The organism is Xanthomonas sp. WHRI 6108 (assembly GCF_040202385.2).
GTDB classification, from domain to species: domain Bacteria; phylum Pseudomonadota; class Gammaproteobacteria; order Xanthomonadales; family Xanthomonadaceae; genus Xanthomonas; species Xanthomonas arboricola.
Genome location: NZ_CP168198.1, coordinates 2,953,432 through 2,971,203 on the forward strand (window position 1 = coordinate 2,953,432; position 17,772 = coordinate 2,971,203).

General features: G+C 66.5%; 19 protein-coding genes and 1 tRNA gene. 2 read left to right on the top strand and 18 right to left on the bottom strand.

All coding sequences use genetic code 11. From position 1 onward, the window contains the following. Nucleotide 1: 1 nt before the first annotated feature. The 8 genes from nuoE to tpiA all read right to left on the bottom strand — a co-directional run bounded on the left by nuoE (nt 2) and on the right by tpiA (nt 5,007). Complete coding sequence (gene nuoE / locus ABQ039_RS12380; protein WP_016902996.1) at nt 2–529, bottom strand: NADH-quinone oxidoreductase subunit NuoE; 528 nt, start codon at nt 527–529, stop codon at nt 2–4. Further along, nucleotides 526–1,833, bottom strand: coding sequence for an NADH-quinone oxidoreductase subunit D (locus ABQ039_RS12385; RefSeq protein WP_016902995.1), 1,308 nt, complete (start codon nt 1,831–1,833; stop codon nt 526–528). Before ABQ039_RS12385 ends, nuoE begins: the two co-directional genes overlap by 4 nt. After that, nucleotides 1,830–2,582 (bottom strand): NADH-quinone oxidoreductase subunit C, encoded by a 753-nt coding sequence (locus ABQ039_RS12390; RefSeq protein ID WP_046343337.1) that lies wholly within the window; start codon nt 2,580–2,582, stop codon nt 1,830–1,832. The genes ABQ039_RS12385 and ABQ039_RS12390 overlap by 4 nt, the downstream gene beginning before the upstream one ends. Before the next feature lie 36 nt (nt 2,583–2,618). Next, nucleotides 2,619–3,173 (bottom strand): NADH-quinone oxidoreductase subunit B family protein, encoded by a 555-nt coding sequence (locus ABQ039_RS12395; RefSeq protein ID WP_016944318.1) that lies wholly within the window; start codon nt 3,171–3,173, stop codon nt 2,619–2,621. Next, nucleotides 3,164–3,520, bottom strand: a complete 357-nt coding sequence (locus tag ABQ039_RS12400; protein WP_003485539.1) for an NADH-quinone oxidoreductase subunit A — start codon at nt 3,518–3,520, stop codon at nt 3,164–3,166. Before ABQ039_RS12400 ends, ABQ039_RS12395 begins: the two co-directional genes overlap by 10 nt. A 102-nt stretch (nt 3,521–3,622) precedes the next feature. Beyond that, a tRNA-Leu gene (locus ABQ039_RS12405) sits at nt 3,623–3,707 on the bottom strand. Between the two features lie 49 nt (nt 3,708–3,756). Continuing rightward, complete coding sequence (gene secG, locus ABQ039_RS12410; protein ID WP_184609161.1) at nt 3,757–4,218, bottom strand: preprotein translocase subunit SecG; 462 nt, start codon at nt 4,216–4,218, stop codon at nt 3,757–3,759. A 33-nt stretch (nt 4,219–4,251) separates the two neighbouring features. Next, nucleotides 4,252–5,007: a triose-phosphate isomerase gene (tpiA, locus tag ABQ039_RS12415; RefSeq protein ID WP_016902991.1), complete on the bottom strand. Its 756-nt coding sequence runs from the start codon at nt 5,005–5,007 to the stop codon at nt 4,252–4,254. Nucleotides 5,008–5,119: 112 nt separating this feature from the next. Here tpiA and ABQ039_RS12420 point away from each other — a divergent pair, with 112 nt between their 5' ends. After that, entirely contained in the window at nt 5,120–5,920 is an 801-nt protein-coding gene (locus ABQ039_RS12420; RefSeq protein WP_349778419.1) for an SDR family oxidoreductase, read from the top strand. A gap of 284 nt (nt 5,921–6,204) precedes the next feature. Here the strand turns inward: ABQ039_RS12420 and ABQ039_RS12425 are convergent, their stop codons facing one another. The 10 genes from ABQ039_RS12425 to trpB form a co-directional block, all read right to left on the bottom strand. Then, nucleotides 6,205–6,633, bottom strand: coding sequence for a group 1 truncated hemoglobin (locus tag ABQ039_RS12425; RefSeq protein WP_104542591.1), 429 nt, complete (start codon nt 6,631–6,633; stop codon nt 6,205–6,207). Then, the gene (locus ABQ039_RS12430) at nt 6,633–7,505 is read right to left on the bottom strand and encodes a DUF3034 family protein (RefSeq protein WP_349778418.1); all 873 of its coding nucleotides are present in this window, start codon (nt 7,503–7,505) and stop codon (nt 6,633–6,635) included. The genes ABQ039_RS12425 and ABQ039_RS12430 overlap by 1 nt, the downstream gene beginning before the upstream one ends. Next, nucleotides 7,502–9,868, bottom strand: a complete 2,367-nt coding sequence (locus ABQ039_RS12435) for a bifunctional diguanylate cyclase/phosphodiesterase (protein WP_024937986.1) — start codon at nt 9,866–9,868, stop codon at nt 7,502–7,504. The genes ABQ039_RS12430 and ABQ039_RS12435 overlap by 4 nt, the downstream gene beginning before the upstream one ends. Continuing rightward, entirely contained in the window at nt 9,865–10,557 is a 693-nt protein-coding gene (locus ABQ039_RS12440) for a methylamine utilization protein (protein WP_349778417.1), read from the bottom strand. Before ABQ039_RS12440 ends, ABQ039_RS12435 begins: the two co-directional genes overlap by 4 nt. Nucleotides 10,558–10,757: 200 nt before the next feature. Continuing rightward, the gene (locus ABQ039_RS12445; RefSeq protein WP_046343346.1) at nt 10,758–11,696 is read right to left on the bottom strand and encodes an isopenicillin N synthase family oxygenase; all 939 of its coding nucleotides are present in this window, start codon (nt 11,694–11,696) and stop codon (nt 10,758–10,760) included. 124 nt (nt 11,697–11,820) lie between these two features. Next, nucleotides 11,821–13,170: a phosphoglucosamine mutase gene (gene glmM / locus ABQ039_RS12450; RefSeq protein ID WP_024937989.1), complete on the bottom strand. Its 1,350-nt coding sequence runs from the start codon at nt 13,168–13,170 to the stop codon at nt 11,821–11,823. A gap of 82 nt (nt 13,171–13,252) precedes the next feature. Continuing rightward, a complete protein-coding gene (accD, locus tag ABQ039_RS12455) occupies nt 13,253–14,137 on the bottom strand; it encodes an acetyl-CoA carboxylase, carboxyltransferase subunit beta (RefSeq protein ID WP_046343350.1) in 885 nt (294 codons plus the stop codon). Between the two features lie 207 nt (nt 14,138–14,344). Continuing rightward, entirely contained in the window at nt 14,345–15,151 is an 807-nt protein-coding gene (gene trpA, locus ABQ039_RS12460; RefSeq protein ID WP_046343351.1) for a tryptophan synthase subunit alpha, read from the bottom strand. A gap of 40 nt (nt 15,152–15,191) precedes the next feature. Then, nucleotides 15,192–15,401: a hypothetical protein gene (locus ABQ039_RS12465; RefSeq protein WP_016903690.1), complete on the bottom strand. Its 210-nt coding sequence runs from the start codon at nt 15,399–15,401 to the stop codon at nt 15,192–15,194. Next, on the bottom strand, nt 15,401–16,618 hold the full coding sequence (trpB, locus tag ABQ039_RS12470; RefSeq protein WP_016903691.1) for a tryptophan synthase subunit beta: 1,218 nt from the start codon (nt 16,616–16,618) through the stop codon (nt 15,401–15,403). The genes ABQ039_RS12465 and trpB overlap by 1 nt, the downstream gene beginning before the upstream one ends. 106 nt (nt 16,619–16,724) lie before the next feature. Here trpB and ABQ039_RS12475 point away from each other — a divergent pair, with 106 nt between their 5' ends. After that, entirely contained in the window at nt 16,725–17,645 is a 921-nt protein-coding gene (locus tag ABQ039_RS12475) for a LysR family transcriptional regulator (RefSeq protein ID WP_349778416.1), read from the top strand. Nucleotides 17,646–17,772 lie beyond the last annotated feature (127 nt).

The following is a 17,772-nucleotide window of genomic DNA, read 5'->3' on the forward strand; positions in this document are numbered from 1 at the left end:
CTTACTCCAGCCCGTCCAGCAGCGCGTCGACCTTCTCTTTCGTCAGGTGCTCGTGGTAATGGCCGTTGATGACCATCATCGGCGCTGCAGAGCAGGCCGCCAGGCACTCTTCTTCGCGCTTGAGGTAGACGCGGCCATCGGCTGTCGACTGCCCCAGCTTGCAACCCAGTTTCTTTTCCGCGTGCGCCAGCAGATCTTCGGCGCCGTTGAGCCAGCAGCTGATGTTGGTGCAGAACGCCACGTTGTGGCGGCCGACCTTCTCGGTCTCGAACATCGAGTAGAAGCTGGCGACCTCGTAGGCCCACACCGGCGGCAGGTCCAGATACTTGGCCACGCCGACAATCAGCTCGTCTGTCAGCCAGCCCTGGTTCTGCTCCTGCGCAGCGTGCAGGCCCTGCAGCACGGCCGAACGCTTGCGATCGGGCGGAAACTTGCTCAACCAGTGATCGATGTGCGCGCGCGTCTTGTCGCTCAGCACCACCTGCGGATCGACGTCGCGCGCCGCTTCGAAATTACCCGTCGCCTTCATCGGTCAACCTCACCGAAAACCAAATCGTAAGTACCGATCATCGCCACGACGTCGGCCAGCAGATAGCCACGCACCACCGCGTCCATCGACGACAGATGCGCAAAGCCCGGCGCGCGCAGATGCACGCGGAACGGCTTGTTGGCGCCATCGGACATCAGGTAGCAGCCGAACTCGCCCTTGGGCGCTTCGACCGCGCAATAGGTTTCGCCAGCCGGCACGCAGTAGCCTTCACTGAACAGCTTGAAGTGATGGATCAGCGCTTCCATGTCGTCCTTCATGCCTTCGCGGCTTGGCGGAGCGACCTTGAAATTGGTGACCATGACCGGGCCGGGGTTGGCCTTCAGCCACTTCACGCATTGCTTGATGATGCGGTTGGACTCGCGCATCTCGGCCACGCGCACCAGATAGCGGTCGTAGCAATCGCCATTGGTGCCGACCGGCACGTCGAACTCCACCGCGTCGTACTTGGCGTACGGCTGCTTCTTGCGCAGGTCCCATTCGATGCCCGAGCCACGCAGCATCGGGCCGGTCATGCCCCAGGCACGCGCCAGATCCGGGCTGATGATGCCGACGTCGACAGTACGCTGCTTCCAGATACGGTTATCGGTCAGCAGCGTCTCGTACTCGTCCACACGCGACGGGAACGTATTGGTGAAATCCTCGAGGAAGTCCAGCATCGAGCCTTCGCGCGCTGCATTGAGCTTCTTCAGTGCCCCGCCCTTGTGCCAGCGGGATTCCTTGTACTTGGGCATGCGATCGGGCAGATCGCGATACACGCCGCCGGGACGGTAGTAGGCAGCGTGCATGCGCGCACCACTGACCGCCTCGTAGACGTCCATCAATTCTTCGCGCTCGCGGAACGCGTACAGCATCACTGCCATCGCGCCCAGGTCGAGCGCGTTGGAACCAACCCACATCAGGTGGTTCTTGATGCGGGTGATCTCGTCGAACATGGTGCGGATGTAGTGCGCACGCTCAGGCACTTCGATGCCCATCAGGGACTCGATCGCGCGCACGTAAGCGTGCTCGTTGCACATCATCGACACGTAATCCAAGCGGTCCATGTACGGAACCGACTGGTTGAACGGCTTGGATTCGGCCAGCTTCTCGGTGCCACGGTGCAGCAGGCCGATGTGCGGATCGGCACGCACCACGGTCTCGCCGTCCATTTCCAGGATCAGGCGCAGCACGCCGTGCGCCGCAGGATGCTGCGGGCCGAAGTTCATCGTGTAATTGCGGATTTCCTGCTTGCTTTCGACAGGATTGCTCGCGAAGGCATCGGTTGCCTGGCGGAACTCACTCACTTGGCGGTCTCCGACTTGCCCACTTCACCAGCGGCAGTCTCATAACGGGCATCGTCGCGGATCACGCGCGGCACACCGACGCGCGGCTCGACCGAGGTCACCGGCTCGTACACGACACGCTTGCGCTCATCGTCGTAACGCACTTCGACGTTGCCGATCAGCGGGAAATCCTTGCGGAACGGATGGCCGACAAATCCGTAGTCGGTCAGGATGCGGCGCAGGTCCGGATGGCCATCGAAGACGATGCCGAACAGGTCGAAGGCTTCGCGTTCGAACCAGTTCACGCCGGGCCAGATATCGGTCAACGAGGCCACCATCGGTACCTGCTCGTCCGGTGCGTAGCAACGCACGCGCAGACGCTGGTTGTGCTGGTAGGAGATCAGCTGCGCGACCACCGCAAAACGCTGCTTGGGCATGTGCTGCGGATGGGCGCCGTCGGAGCTTTCCTGGCTGGGAAATTCGCCCCAGGCGAAACGACCGACGGCCTTGCCCTCGACGCCGCGGCTGAAGCCCTGCGACGACACGTCGGCGGTATCCCACTCGTCGCTGCCGTAGCCCAGGTAATCGACGCCACACAGGTCGCTGAGCTGTTCGAAACCGAGCTCGTCGCGCAGGGCCAGACAGGTGGCGTGCCAATCGACCGCAGCGACTTCCAGCGTCACTTCGCCGCGCGGCAATGCCACGGCGATCTGCGCACCGGCGAAACGTGCCGCAAGTCGGTCAGTGAAGGAAGATGCTTGCTCTGCCATGGGGGCTTGGCTGCTCTCAGTAGAAGAAGACGGGTGTCAGCGCGCGATGGTCTGGGTACGCCAGATCTTCTTCTGCAGCTGCAGGATGCCGTATACCAGCGCCTCGGCGGTCGGCGGGCAACCGGGGACGTAGATGTCCACCGGCACGATGCGATCGCAACCGCGCACCACCGAATACGAATAGTGATAGTAGCCGCCGCCATTGGCGCAGCTGCCCATCGAGATGACCCACTTCGGGTCCGGCATCTGGTCGTAGACCTTGCGCAGCGCCGGGGCCATCTTGTTGACCAGCGTGCCGGCCACGATCATCACGTCGGACTGGCGCGGCGACGGGCGGAACACCACGCCGTAGCGGTCCAGATCCAGACGCGCGGCACCGGCATGCATCATCTCGACCGCACAGCAGGCCAGGCCGAAGGTCATCGGCCACATCGAGCCGGTGCGCGCCCAGTTCAGCAGCGCATCGACGCTGGTGGTCACGTAGCCCTTCTCGAGCAGCGGGTTTTCGCCTTCCGGGCGCAGGATGTCTTCCACCCGGCCTTCCGGCATCGGGTTGGTCATCAGACGATCCAGGGTCTGAATCACTCCCATTCCAGCGCTCCCTTCTTCCACACGTAGATAAAGCCGAGGAACAACATGCCGACGAACAGGCCCATGGTGACCAGCGAACGTGCGCCGATCTCCATGAACACCTGTGTCCACGGCACGATGAAGATGATTTCCAGATCGAACACGATGAACTGGATCGCGATCAGGTAGTAGCGCACGTCGAACTTCATGCGCGCGTCTTCGAAGGCTTCGAAGCCACACTCGTAAGGCGAGAGCTTGCGCGGGTCCGGACTACGCGGACCGAGGAATCGACCGACCAGCATCAGCACGATGCCGATACCGGTGGCGACGATCAGAAACAGCAGACTCGGCAAATATTCGGCCAGCACAGCGATTCTCTCTTGCCTCTGCCCGCACGCGCCGCGTGCCGGCATGGGGTATAGGCAGACCCCGCGCGCGACCAGCGATGCGCAGGAACTGCAGCCAAACAATGGTGCCCAAGAGGGGACTCGAACCCCTACGACCTAAGTCGCTACCACCTCAAGGTAGTGCGTCTACCAATTCCGCCACCTGGGCATACGTTGCGCCGCTGGGCATCCCAGTGCGCAGCGTATTGTAACCGGCTTCAGCGTTTTTGTGCTGGTTCTGAAGCGTTTTCTTCGCGTGCCGCGGGCACCTGCTGTGCCGGTGCGGACTGCGCCGGCGTTGCAGCAGGCACTGGCTGCGAAGGAGCGGTCGGGACTGCGCCGGCGGCCGGCGCCTGCGGCAACGGCTGAGTCAGCTCGCCCGCAGCGGCGGGCGCCGGGGTGGCCGACTGCGACATCACGCCCAGGTTCTGGTCGGTCGGACGTGCGCCGTGGGTGGCGTACCACGCCATGAACAGGCTGATGCTGAAGAACACCACCGCCAGCCACTTGGTCGACTTGGACAGGAAGTTCGACGCGCCCTGCGAGCCGAACACGGTGCCCGACGCGCCGGCGCCGAAGCCGGAACCGGCTGCCGCACCCGCACCACGCTGCATCAGGATCAGCGCAATCATCGCCAGCGCGACCAGCACGTAGACCACATTGAGGATCAACATCAGCATTTCGAAATCCGTCCCCGGACAAAACTTAATGGGTTAACAAGCGGCCGCCGCACGCGCGATGGCCAGGAAATCCTCGGCGACCAGCGAGGCGCCTCCGACCAGCCCGCCATCGACGTCGGGCTGGGCAAACAGCTCGCTGGCGTTATCGGGCTTGACACTGCCCCCGTACAGGATGGGCAGAGAATCGGCGATTCTAGCATCCGCCTTCGCGACTTCGCCACGCAGGAACGCGTGCACCGCCTGCGCCTGCTCCGGGCTGGCGGTGCGGCCGGTGCCAATGGCCCAGATCGGCTCGTAAGCGAGCACGGCGCGGGCAAAGCCCGCGCTGCCCACCAGCGCCAGCACCGGCTCGAGCTGGGCGCGCAGCACCGCCTCGGTCTGGTCGGCCTCGCGCTGCTCCAGCGACTCGCCCACGCACAGCACCGGAATCAGCCCGGCATGCATGGCGGCGGCGAACTTATGCGCCACCAGCTCACTGCTCTCTCGATGATACTGGCGCCGTTCGGAGTGGCCGACCAGCCCGTACTCGGCGCCGACATCGACCAGCATCGTGGCCGAGACTTCCCCGGTGTAGGCGCCCTTCTCGTTACTGCTGACGTCCTGGGCACCGAAACACAGGTGGTGTTCCTCGAAATCCTCGATCAGGTCGCCCAGGTAAGGCAGTGGCGGCAGGATGACGACATCGACACCCTCCAGGGGCATGTGTGCGGCGATCTGGGCCACCAGTTCGGTGGCGAAGGCGCGGCTGCCATGCAGCTTCCAATTTCCGGCAACGATCTTTCGACGCATCAGGCGCAGGTTCCTGAGTGGAAGACAGGCGACAGAATAGCCCATGCCCTGTCGGCAGCCGGCACACTTCTGTCCATTGCCTGTCCTCCCCCTCCTCCACCAGGAACCTGCCATGTCCGTTTCGCCTGTCTTCGCGCTGGTCACCGGCGCCTCCAGCGGCATCGGCCGCGAGATTGCGCGTGCCTATGCAAGGCGTGGCGTGCCGCTGATCCTGACCGCGCGCCGGGTCGACCGGCTGCAGGCGCTGGCCGAGGAGTTGCGGCCCTTGGTGCGGGTGGAAGTGGTGCCGGCCGATCTGGGCGATCCCGCCGCGGTCGAAGCATTGGTTGCGCAGATCCAGCGCAATGGCTGGACGGTGGGCACCCTGGTCAACAACGCCGGCTACGGCGTGCCGGGCCGCTATCTGCACAACGACTGGGCCACGCATGCACGCTTTCTGCAGGTGATGGTGGGCGCGGTGTGCGAACTGACCTGGCGGCTCTTGCCGATGATCCGCGCCAGCGGCCAGGGCCGCATCCTCAATGTGGCCTCGTTCGCCGCACTGACGCCGAGTGCCGACGGGCAGACGCTGTACGCAGCCAGCAAGAGCTTCCTGCTGCGCTTCAGCGAATCGCTGGCACTGGAGAACGCCGACTGCGCGGTCAAGGTCTGCGCGCTGTGTCCCGGCTTTGCCTGGTCGGAGTTTCACGATGTCACCGGCACCCGCGCGGCGATGTCCACCCTGCCCCACTGGGCGTGGCTGCAGGCCGACGACGTGGCCGAGTACGGCATTGCCGCGCTGGAACGCGGCCAGGTGCTGGCCGTGCCGGGCTGGCGCTATCGTCTGGTCAATGCGGCCTTGCGCGTGATGCCGCATGCGCTCGCACTGCGCCTGATGGCGCGTGGATCGCAGCGAGTGCGTCCGTTGCAGTGAGAGGCGGCGGCGCATCGGCTGCCTGCAGCGTCTTGCCTGCGCAGCCACACACCCGTGACCGCGCGCCGCTTGCAACTGCCCGCTTGTCCGTTGCCATGGTCACCACCGGTACCGGCCGCGGCCTCCCTCCTGTCTGCAGCGCAGGGCGACTGGCAATACGTCGCGAGCGGACGTCGGATGCTGTGAACGGCCCCGCCCACAGCCGCAGCCCGTGGCTGGAAACATGGTGTTACGAGCAGCGACCACGCGCGTCCATCACTGCGCGCGGCAGCGATGCGACAGCCTCAGTGATTGACGATTTCGCCGTGCATGGCCGCCAACCGCGCCAGCAGACGGTTCTGCGTGCGGCGCGGAATCTTGCGCTGATCCATCGCCCAGTTCAGATCCTCCACCAGCGCATTGAAGTCGCCTTCGCGAATGGCCAGGTGCGCGTGCGCCTGCTGCATCGACTTGGCGGTATCCGGGCACGGGCCGTCGGCGACATGGCAGAACTTCTGCACCAGGCGCTCGTTGAGCATCACGATGTTGACGCGCGCGAACTTGTCGACGATGCGTTGGTCGTCGGCGATGCGCGACAGCATGGTTTCCACCAGCGCTTCGATTCCGGCCTGCCCGCCGAGTTCGTCGTAGAGCGTGGGGCGCGGTTGCGTGGTGGCGCAGGCATTCATTAGCGCCAGCATGCACAGCAAGGGCCAGCGCAGCCATCGATTCATCAGAACGCCACCTGCAGGGAAAGATAGGGACCGCGCTGGTCGGTGAGCGTGGCGATGTCGCCAAGCTCGGCCCAGGCCGCGGTCAGGGACACATGCTTGCTGGGAAACCAGGCCACGAATGCATCCGCCCAGGCCTGCTCGCGGGCGAAGCCGAGGTTGTCGGGCTTGTCGCGGTATTCCACGCCGACCACCCACGCCGGCGACAGCACGACGGCGGCGCTGGCTTCGCCGACCAGCCGATAGGCGTTGCGGCGATCGCCGCCGAAACCGAGCAAGCCGGTCTGATTGGCGCGGGTCGCGCGCAGCGTGCCGTTGAGCAGCAGTTGATAGCCGCCCGCGGCCTGCAGGAACAAGCGGCTGGCACTGACATACACATCGGTACCGTGATCGTCGCGCGCGCCGATCGCCAGCGGCAGCGTGCCATCGCGCAGGCGTTTGTACTGCATGCCCACGCTGACCTGCGGCGCATGTCCGTAGACCAGATCGCCGTAGACCCGCAGCTTGGCGCCGAACACGTCCTGGCCAAGCGCATTCCATGGCAGGCCCAGCCGGTCCTGCAGGGTGCCCAGATCCAGCCGTTGCCGCGCCAGCGAAAGTTCCAGCCGGTTGCCGACCGTCAGCGCGGCACCTTGCACGTCGAGCCGGTAATCGCCGCTGTCCACATGCGTGGCGAACAACACGCTGCCTAGTTCGTCGCGGGTGCCGTAGCCCGACAGCGTGGCCCACGGCACGATGCCGCCACCGCTGCTGCCTTCGATCATCGACACGCCACCGGTGGCGAGCAGGCGTCCGTCGCCGGCGATCGCCGACGCGGGCGCGCTGGCCAGCCCGGCCAGTGCCACAGACAGCAGCGCGCCCCGCCATTTGCTCATCGATGCACTCCTGCCTGCGCCGCCGGCGCCAGATCGAGTTGCCGCATGCACCAGGCGACCAGCGGCACTTCTTCCAGTGGCGGCGAATACAGATAGCCCTGCACCATGTCGCAGCCATAACCGCGCAGCAGCCCCAGCGCGGTGGCGTTCTCCACGCCTTCGGCGATCACGCTCAAGCCCAGGTTGTGCCCCAGATCGATGGTGCTGCGCACGATGAACGCATCGTCGGTGCCCTCGGCCAGTTGCATGACGAAGCTCTTGTCGATCTTCAATTCGTTCACCGGCATGCGCTTGAGTTGCGCCAACGAGGAATAGCCGGTGCCGAAGTCGTCGATGGACAGACGCACGCCGACGCTGCGCAGCTGGTGCAGCATATGCAGCGCCGATTCGACATCGCGCATCAGCGCGCTTTCGGTCAGTTCCAGCGTCACCGACTGCGCCGGCACTGCGTGATGTTCCAGACGGCCACGCACGTAATCGGGCAGGCCGGGGTCGGACAGATCCAGTGCGGAGAGATTGATCGCCATGCCCAGTTCCAGCCCCTGCCTGCGCCATTGCGCCTGGCAGCGCAGCGCCTCGTCCAGCACGAAGCGGGTCAAGGGATGGATCACGCCGGAGTGCTCGGCCAGCGGAATGAATTCGTCCGGGCCGATCGCCCCGAGCACCGGATGCTGCCAGCGCACCAGCACCTCGACCTGTTCGACGCGATCGTTGCGCAGGCAGATCTTGGGCTGGAAGCGCAAGGTCAGTTCGTTGCCGCCGATGGCCTGACGCAGATCGCCGGTCAGGCGCAGCCGGCGCAGATGCTGCTCGTCCTGGCCCAGGCGATACACGCTGGCGCCGACGGTGGTGACGTTGCCGCCCTGGCGCCGTGCGATGTCCGCGCGCCGCAACAAGGTATCCGGATCGGCGCCGTGTTCGGGAATCAGGGCGATGCCGATACTGGCTTCCAGCTGGATGCGCGCCTGCGGCAGCGCCAGCGGGCGGCGCAACTGCAGCAGCAAGCGCTGCGCATCCTGCTGCACGGTGGTGACATCGGTCTGCGCCACCACCACCATGAATTCGTCGCTGCCCAGCCGCCCGACGAGATTGGGTTCCTGCACCACGTCGGCAAGGCGGCGGCCTGCTTCGACCAGGACCTGGTCGGCAAAATCGTGGCCCAGGCTGTCGTTGAGTTCCTTGAAGCGTTCCAGATCCAGGATCAGCACTGCGGCCGTGCCGCCGGAGGCCACGGTCTGCTCCACCACGTCCTTCAGCCGCTCCAGCAACCAGATGCGATTGGGCAGACCGGTCAGGGCATCGTGGCGCGCCTGATGCAGGATGTGCTGCTCGCGACTGGCGATCTGCTGCTGCATGCGCCCGAAGCTGTCGGCCAACTCGGCCAGTTCGCGCCCGGAGGGCACCTCGACCGCGGTGTGGTAGTCGCCGCGCTGGATGCGCCGCGCTGCCTGCACCAGCTGCGCGACCGGCCTGCTGACGCTGCGCGCCAGGAAGATCGCCACACCCAGCGCCGCAGCCGTGGCCAGGCCCGCCAGCAGCAGGATGCGCAACTTGAGCACGCGGTACGGCGCCACCGCGCGATCCAGCGAGGCCTGCAGCGCGACCCGCACATGGCTGTCGCCCTGGATCGACTGCAGTTTGACCAGGTAACGCGACTCGGCCAGCGTCAACGCGACCGCCGCGCCCTGTGCGCGTTCGGCGGTCGGCAACTGCTGCGCGAACTCGGCGCGCGCAGCCGGCTCCAGCGTGGACGCCAGCACCCGCACCGGCGGACCATCGGTGAAGAAGGTCGCATCCAGCCCGGTGGTGGAACGGAAATCCTGTGCGAGACCGTCGCCGGATTCGTTGCCGATCGCGATCCAGCCCACCCGGCTCGGTGCCAGTACCTGCACCACCGCCAGCCGCACGATGCGTCGGTCCAGTGCGACCACGCCCACCGCACGCCCATCGCGCTGCGCCTGCTGCAGCAGGGTCTGCACTGCGCGCAGCTGTTCGGTTTGCGGCAGATCGGCAAGCCCGGTCAAAAATTCGCCATCCGGGGCCAGCAGCAGCGCGGTCTGCGCCGACATGCGCGCGGCGTGGTTGCGCAATGCCGATTGCATGGTCGGCACATCGCCGCTGGCCACGGCCGCGCGGAAACCGAAGTCGTCGGCCAGCACCGAGGCCGACTGCAGCAGTTGTTCGTCGCGGCGCAGATTGATGCGTTGCCAGACGCGCTCGCCGATCTGCAGCTCTTCGCCGAGCTGCGCCTTGACGCTGCGCTCGGTGGCGACCTGCACCGCGATGAAAGTCAACGCCTGCGTGGCGAGCACGACCAGCACCAGAAACGCCGCGATGCGGGTATGCAGGCGCATGGCCTTCATGGCTTGGGCTTCTGCGGGTCGGCGCGGCGGAACTTGTCCTGCAGCGCGCGCACGCGCGCATCCGGAGGTGCCACCGCCGGTGCGGCGCCCGTGGTCTGCAAGGTCACGCGCCGTTGCACGGCCTCGCGCGCAAGAGCCACCGGCTCGGCGAGTGCGGCGCCCTTAATGCGCGGATGCCAGACCCGCAAGGTGTAGTTCCCCGCCGGCGCGTCCAGCTGCACGCGACCGTCGCTGCCGGTCTTGCCGAAATACGGCGTGTCCAGCACCACGATATAGCCCAGCATCCAGTCGTGGATATTGCAGCCCACCGTCACCAGACCAGCCTGGTCAAAGCGCACCGGCGCGGCAGTGCTGCCCTGGAACAGCGGCAACTCAAAACGCTTTGCGGCAGAGAACGAATAGACCTGATGACGAATCTGGTCGTTGTTGGGAAACCGCACCAGCGTGCCGGTACGCACCGCCAGCACCGCAGGCACGAACTGCGAATTGACCTGGTCCATCTCGACGGTTCTGGGCGCCCCGCTAGCGGCCACCGGACGTGCCGGCTCCAGACTCACCACCGCATCGACCAACATGCCGTTGGCATCGACAACGGTGACGCTGAGCGGCGTCGCCAACGCATAGCTTGCGGCGCTGTACGCCAGCGCCCCCGCAACCGGGCCGATCCGTTTGAACCACTGCGTCCGCATGCGCCCCCCAAGCCTAGTGCAATCGGCAGCGGGCGCCAGGCGAATCCGACGTCGCGCTAGCGATCAGACTGGGTTATCGGCTGAGGTGAATGCAAGCTTTAACCGGCCGCCAGCAGAATTTTATGAACCAAACTGTGGCGGAGGTCATCGCCGATGCTGCGAGCGCAGCCGCTGGCGGCGCTGCTGCGCCTGCGAACGGATTACTTCAGCTTGATCTCGCGCAGACGTTCTTCCAGAAAACCGTGCGCGGTAATCGGCTCGGGGTAGCGGCTCGGATTGTCGGCGGAGATGCACGAAGGCAGCACGTCGATGAGGAAATCCGGATTGGGGTGCAGGAAGAACGGCACCGAATAGCGCGGCTTGCGCGCCTGTTCGCCCGGCGGATTGACCACACGATGGATGGTGGACGGATACACGTGGTTGGTCAGGCGCTGCAGCATGTCGCCGATGTTGACCACGATGGTGTCGGCGTCGGCAGTGAACGGCACCCACTCGCCATCGTTGGAGCGCACTTCCAGCCCGGCCGCGCTGGCGCCGACCAGCAGGGTGATGAAATTGATGTCGCCATGCGCACCGGCGCGCACGTTGGGGATGTCGTCGCTGGTGATCGGCGGGTAGTGGATCGGCCGCAGGATCGAGTTGCCGTTGTTGGTCTTGTCGACAAAGTAGTCCTGCGGCAGGCCGATATGCAGCGCCAATGCCGACAGCACACGCGAGCCCAGCTGGTCCAGCTGCTGGTACAGCCGGTAGCCGCGCTCACGGAAACCAGGCACCTCTTCGGGCCACAGGTTCGGCGCCATCACCGCGCGGTACGGCGAATCGTCCGCGATCTCGCGACCGATATGCCAGAACTCCTTCAGATCGAAATGCTTGGAATCCTTGGCGGTCTCCACGCCGAACGCGGTGTAACCGCGCGCACCGCCGCTGCCTTCCACGTGATAGCGACGCTTGACCTCTTCGGGCAGGGCGAAGAACGCCTTGAACACGTCATACGCCGCGTCGATGTCGGCCTGCGCGATGCCGTGGTTGCGGATGCCGGCAAAGCCCCACTGCCGATAGGCCGCGCCGAGCTCGGCGACGAAGGCGTCGCGGTCGCTGTCGAAACGGGTGATGTCCAGGGTCGGGATGCGGGCGCTCATACGGATATCTGTAGTTGAAGTCGGGAAGTCGAAAGGAAGGCCTGCCGCTCAGGACAGCAGGCGATACAACAGGTAGAACGTCGCGGCCTTGGCAAAGACCACGCACACACCAATGATCAGCGACTCACGCCGCGTCACGCACGGCTCCGGAAAGACGGTCGAGCGTGTCCTGCATCAGGCCGGCGTCGTCGGCTTCCACGGTCACGCGCACCACCGGCTCGGTACCGGACGGACGCAGGAACGCGCGCCCACGGCCCTGCACGGCGGCCTGCGCCTGCTGCAGCGCCTGCTGCACGCCGGCGGCCTCCACGATCGCCTTGGCCGCCCCGCCTCCCAGCCGCACATTGACGGTCTTCTGCGGCACCTTGCTCAGGCTGCCCAGGGCCTCGCGCAGACTCTGCCCGTCGCGCCCCAGTGCCTCGAGCACCTGTAGCGCACTGACGATGCCATCGCCGGTGGTGGCGCGATCCAGGCACAGCAGGTGGCCGGAGGTTTCGCCGCCCAGCGTGCCGCCGCCCTCGACCAGGGCCTGGTGCACGTAGCGGTCGCCGACCTTGGCGCGCTGGAACGGGATGTGCAATGCGGCCAGCGCCTGTTCCAGACCGTAGTTGGTCATCAAGGTGCCGACCACGGTGCCGGTGAGCCGGCCGCTGGCCTGCCAGGAGCGCGCGAGCACGTAGAGCAGATCGTCGCCATCGACCGGGTTGCCCTGGTCGTCGGCCATCAGCACGCGGTCGCCATCGCCATCGAAGGCGATGCCGAGCTGCGCACCGCTCTCGCGCACCTTGGCGGCGAGGTTGTCGATATGGGTGGAGCCGACACCGGCATTGATATTGAGCCCGTCCGGTGCGGCACCGATGACGACCACGTCCGCACCCAGCTCGCGGAACAGCATCGGCGCGATGTGATAGGTCGCGCCATGCGCGCAGTCCAGCACCATCTTCAGGCCGTGCAGGGTGAACCCGCGCGCCACGCTGGCCTTGCAGAATTCGATGTAACGGCCGATCGCATCGCGGGTGCGGATCGCCTTGCCCAGGCGCTCCGATTCCACGGTGTGGAACGGCTCGTCCAGCGCGGCCTCGATCGCCGCTTCGGTGGCGTCGTCGAGCTTCTCGCCTTCGGCAGAAAAGAACTTGATGCCGTTGTCGTAATGCGGGTTGTGCGAGGCGCTGATCACCACGCCGGCGTCGGCGCGCAGGGTGTTGGTCAGGAAGGCGATGGCCGGGGTCGGCATCGGGCCGATCAGCTGCACGTCGGCGCCGGCGGCGACCAGGCCGGCTTCCAACGCGGCTTCGAACATGTAGCCGGAGATCCGGGTGTCCTTGCCGATCAGCACCAGCGGGCGCTTGCTGCGGCCCTGGGTGAGCACCCGACCGAGCGCATTGCCCAGTCGCAGCACGAAATCGGCCGAGATCACGCCCTGCCCGACCCGACCGCGGATGCCGTCGGTTCCAAAATACTTGCGACTGCTCATGCGTTGCGGTGTTCCTGCCTACGGGTGGACGCACGCGCAGCGGCGCGTGCGACGGTGTCGCGCATGCGCGCAACCACTGGCCTCATGCGGCCGCGTCCTGCGGATGCGGCTGGCGCATCATCATCGCGGTCAGATCGGCGATGCGGTCGCGCATGTCGCGGCGGTCGCAGATCTGGTCGATGGCACCGTGGTCGAGCAGGAACTCCGAACGCTGGAAGCCTTCCGGCAGGGTCTCGCGCACGGTCTGCTCGATCACGCGCGGGCCGGCGAAACCGATCAGGGCATGCGGCTCGGCGATATTGATATCGCCCAGCATCGCGAACGAGGCCGACACGCCACCGGTGGTGGGATGGGTCAGCACCGAGATGTACGGCAGGCCGGCTTCGCGCAGGCGACCGAGCGCGGCGGAGGTCTTGGCCATCTGCATCAGCGAGAACAGGCCCTCCTGCATGCGCGCCCCGCCGCTGGCGGAAAAGCACACGAACGGACAGCCGACTTCCAGCGCCACTTCGGCCGCGCGTGCGAAGCGCTCGCCGACCACCGAGCCCATCGAGCCGCCCATGAAGGCGAAGTCGAAGGCTGCGGCGACCAGCGGATTGCCCTTGAGCGTGCCGCGCATGGCGATCAGTGCGTCGTACTCGCCGCTGCTCTTCTGGCTGGCCTTGATGCGCTCGCCGTAGCGCTTCTGGTCCTTGAACTTGAGCACGTCGACCGGGCCCAGCTGGGCGGCGATCTCGGTGGTCGCGGTGTCGGGATCGAACAGCGAGTTGAGGCGCGCGCGCGCGCGGATCGCCATATGGTGGTCGCACTTGGGACACACCTCGAGGTTTTCCTCGAGCTCGGGGCCGTACAGCGCGCTGCCGCAGTTGCTGCACTTCTCCCACAGGCCCTCGGGGACGCTGCGCTTCTTGGCCGGGGTGTTCTCGGTGCGGATGCCGGAGGGCATCAATTTGCTGAGCCAGCTCATGCGTGTATGACAATCCATGCAGGGCGGCCATGTGGGCCGCAGAGGGGCGACAGTCTAACGCGCCGGGAGAAAGCCGAGGTAGCGCGGAGGCTAAATGCGGGGCCGGCATGGCCCGGCCAGCGCCTGCCGCGCCGGCGCTTGAAGGCAGGCGCGCCAGATGGCGCGCAGGCCGCGCCGTCTCCCCCGGAGCAGAGAGCGGCGTTGGCTTCAGGCCTGGTCGAGCGCCTGGCGCAACGGTGCCAGGAAGGCTTCGGCGCGTTCGCGGGCGCTGCGGACGTCAGTGGCTTCGGCCAGCGCAGCGACCAGGGCGCTACCAACCACCACCCCTTCGGCGTCGACGGCCATCGCGGCGGCGCTGGCGGCGTCCTTGATGCCGAAGCCGGCCACCACCGGAGCGCCGGCACGCCGACGCAGCTGGCGCAGGCGGTCGCTGGCGGCATGGGTGTCGAGCAGATTCGAGGCGCCGGTGACGCCGGCGAAGCTGACGTAGTAGAGATAGCCCTGGGCGCTGCTGCACAACATGTCCAGACGCTGCTCGCTGGTGGTCGGCGAGGCCAGCGCGATCAGGGCCAGGCCGACCTCGGTGAAGATGGTGCGGGTCTCGGCCGCTTCTTCGGGTGGCAGATCGACCAGGAGCAGGCCATCCACACCGGCAGCGACGGCGGCTTCGGCGAAGCGCCGGGTGCCGTGGATCTCGATCGGGTTGAGGTAGCCCATCAACACCACCGGCGTGGCGGCGTCTTCGCGACGGAATTCGTGCACCGCCTCCAGCACGTAGGCAAGGCCGGCACCACGGCCCAGCGCGCGCTCGGAGCTGCGCTGGATGGTGGGGCCGTCGGCCATCGGGTCGGAGAACGGCACGCCCAGCTCGATGACGTCGGCACCGGCACGTACCAGCGCGTGCATGACCGGTACGGTGGCTTCCAGCGACGGGTCGCCGGCGGTGATGAAGGGGATGAGCGCCTTGCGGCCATCGGCGCGCAGGCGCTGGAAGGTTTCGTCGATACGACGCATTGAAAGACCTTGCAAGAAAGTTAGAGGCGGTGCGACCGCTTCAATGGATGTCCTGGTACATGGCAGGCGGCAGTTCGGTCAATGCCTGGGCCTCGACCTCGAGGTCGAAACTGTCCAGGCAGCAGCCGCAGCCGCTGTTTTCCGAGCAGCTGCGGATCTGCGGCGCCCAGCGGTCGAGCCAGGCGAACAGCAGCTCCTGCTCGCCCGGTTGGTCGGCCAGCGCGGTCACGGTGACGCGCCGCAGTGGCATCAGACCTGCACGCCTTCGCGCGCGGCGATGGTGTGCACGTCCTTGTCGCCGCGGCCGGACAGGTTGCACAGGATCAAGGCGTCCTTGGGCATCTCGCGCGCGAGCTTGATCGACTGCGCCACCGCGTGGCTGGATTCGAGCGCGGCCAGGATGCCTTCGGTATGCGCCAGCAGATGGAAGGCGGCCATCGCTTCGTCGTCGGTGATGCCCTGATAGACCGCGCGGCCGCTGTCGGACAGGAAGGAGTGCTCCGGGCCCACGCCCGGGTAATCCAGCCCGGCGGAGATCGAATGGGTTTCGGTGATCTGGCCGTCGTCGTCGCAGATCACATAGGTGCGGTTGCCATGCAGCACACCGGGGCGCCCGGCCGCGATCGACGCCGCATGACGGCCGCTGGCGATGCCGTCGCCGGCCGCTTCAGCGCCGTAGATCTTGACGCCCGGGTCGTTGAGGAAGGCATGGAACAGGCCGATCGCATTGCTGCCGCCGCCGACGCAGGCGCTGATCGCATCCGGCAGGCGGCCGAAGTCTTCCAGCATCTGCGCGCGCGCTTCACGGCCGACAATCGCATTGAAGTCGCGCACCATGCGCGGATACGGATCCGGGCCGGCCACGGTGCCGATGATGTAGAAGGTGTCCTGCACGTTGGTGACCCAGTCGCGCATCGCCTCGTTGAGCGCGTCCTTGAGCGTGGCCGAGCCGGAGGTCACCGGGATCACCGTGGCACCGAGCAACTTCATGCGGTAGACGTTGATCTTCTGCCGCTCGATGTCGGTGGCACCCATGTAGACCACGCACTCCAGGCCCAGCCGTGCGGCGACCGTCGCGCTGGCCACGCCATGCTGACCGGCGCCGGTCTCGGCGATGATGCGGGTCTTGCCCATGCGGCTGGCCAGCAGGGCCTGGCCGATGGTGTTGTTGATCTTGTGCGCGCCGGTATGGTTCAGGTCCTCGCGCTTGAGCAGGATCTGCGCGCCGCCCACTTCGCGGCTCAGGCGCTCGGCGTGGTAGATCGGGCTGGGCCGGCCGACGTAATGCTTGAGATCCTTGTCGTACTCGGCAATGAAGGCCGGATCCTGGCGCGCCTGGTCGTAGGCGGCAGCCAGTTCCTGCAACGGGCCGATCAAGGTCTCGGCGACGAACCGGCCGCCGAACTTGCCGAAGTGGCCGGCAGCGTCCGGATAGGCGTGAAAGTCACTGATGGGCTGGGCCGACATGGGAATCCTCTGCAGCGATGCGGTCATACAAGAAGCATTACTGTAGCGCAGCCACGGCGCGCGATAAATCGATAAGATTGCCGCAACCTGTGACCTGGACTCACATATGAGCACCCTGCTTCCCCCGCTGGCAGCGCTGCGCGCGTTTGAATCCGCCGCGCGTCTGCAGAGCGTCAGCCGGGCCGCGCAGGAGTTGCACGTGACCCATGGCGCCATCAGCCGGCACGTGCGCTCGCTGGAACAGGCGCTGGGCGCGGCGCTGTTCACCCGCCAGGGTCGCGGCCTGGTGCTGACGCCTGCCGGCGTCCGGCTACGCGATGCGACCGGTGAGGGCTTTGCGCTGATCGGCGACACCTGGGCGGCATTGCGGCGCCCCAGCAGCGAGGCGCCGCTGGTGCTGGGTTGCTCGGGCAGCCTGCTTGCGCGCTGGGTCATCCCGCGGCTGGGCCGGCTGCAGCGGGATCTGCCGCAGGTGCGCCTGCACCTGTCGGCCAACGAGCAGGCGCCGGGCCCGGATCTGGACGGCCTGGATGCGGCCCTGCTGCTGGACACCCCGCCCTGGCCAGGCGACTGGCAGGTGCACGAGTTGGGGGTGGAGTGGATTGGTCCGGTGCTGAGTCCGCAGCTGGCATCGGCGACGCAGCTCGCTGGCAAAGCGCCTGACGCCCTGCTCGATCACGCCTTGCTGCATACCCGCTCGCGTCCGCAGGCCTGGCCGGAATGGGCGCAAAGCCACGGCGTGGCAGCCGAAGTGCTGCACTTCGGCACCGAATTCGAACATCTGGTCTACCTGCTGGAAGCCGCCGCCGCCGGCCTGGGCGTGGCGATCGCACCGCAACCGCTGGTTGCCGCGGACCTGGCCGCCGGACGCCTGCTGGCGCCCTGGGGCTTCACGCCAACCCGCGGCCGCTGGGTGCTGTGCGCCGCAAGGCGCAACCCGGACCCGCGCATCGAACAGCTCGCCGGCTGGTTGCGTAGCGCACTTTCAGAAGATCAGCAGCGCACCACGGATGCCGCAAGCGTCTAATTTGAAAGCTCAGTGGTCTGCGAAACAGCGACCGAACAATCGATCGTCAGAGAAGCGAAAGATCTAGGGCAATCAAAACAACGAAGCAGACTGCCCACTCCGATTCCCCAATCCCGATTCCCGATTC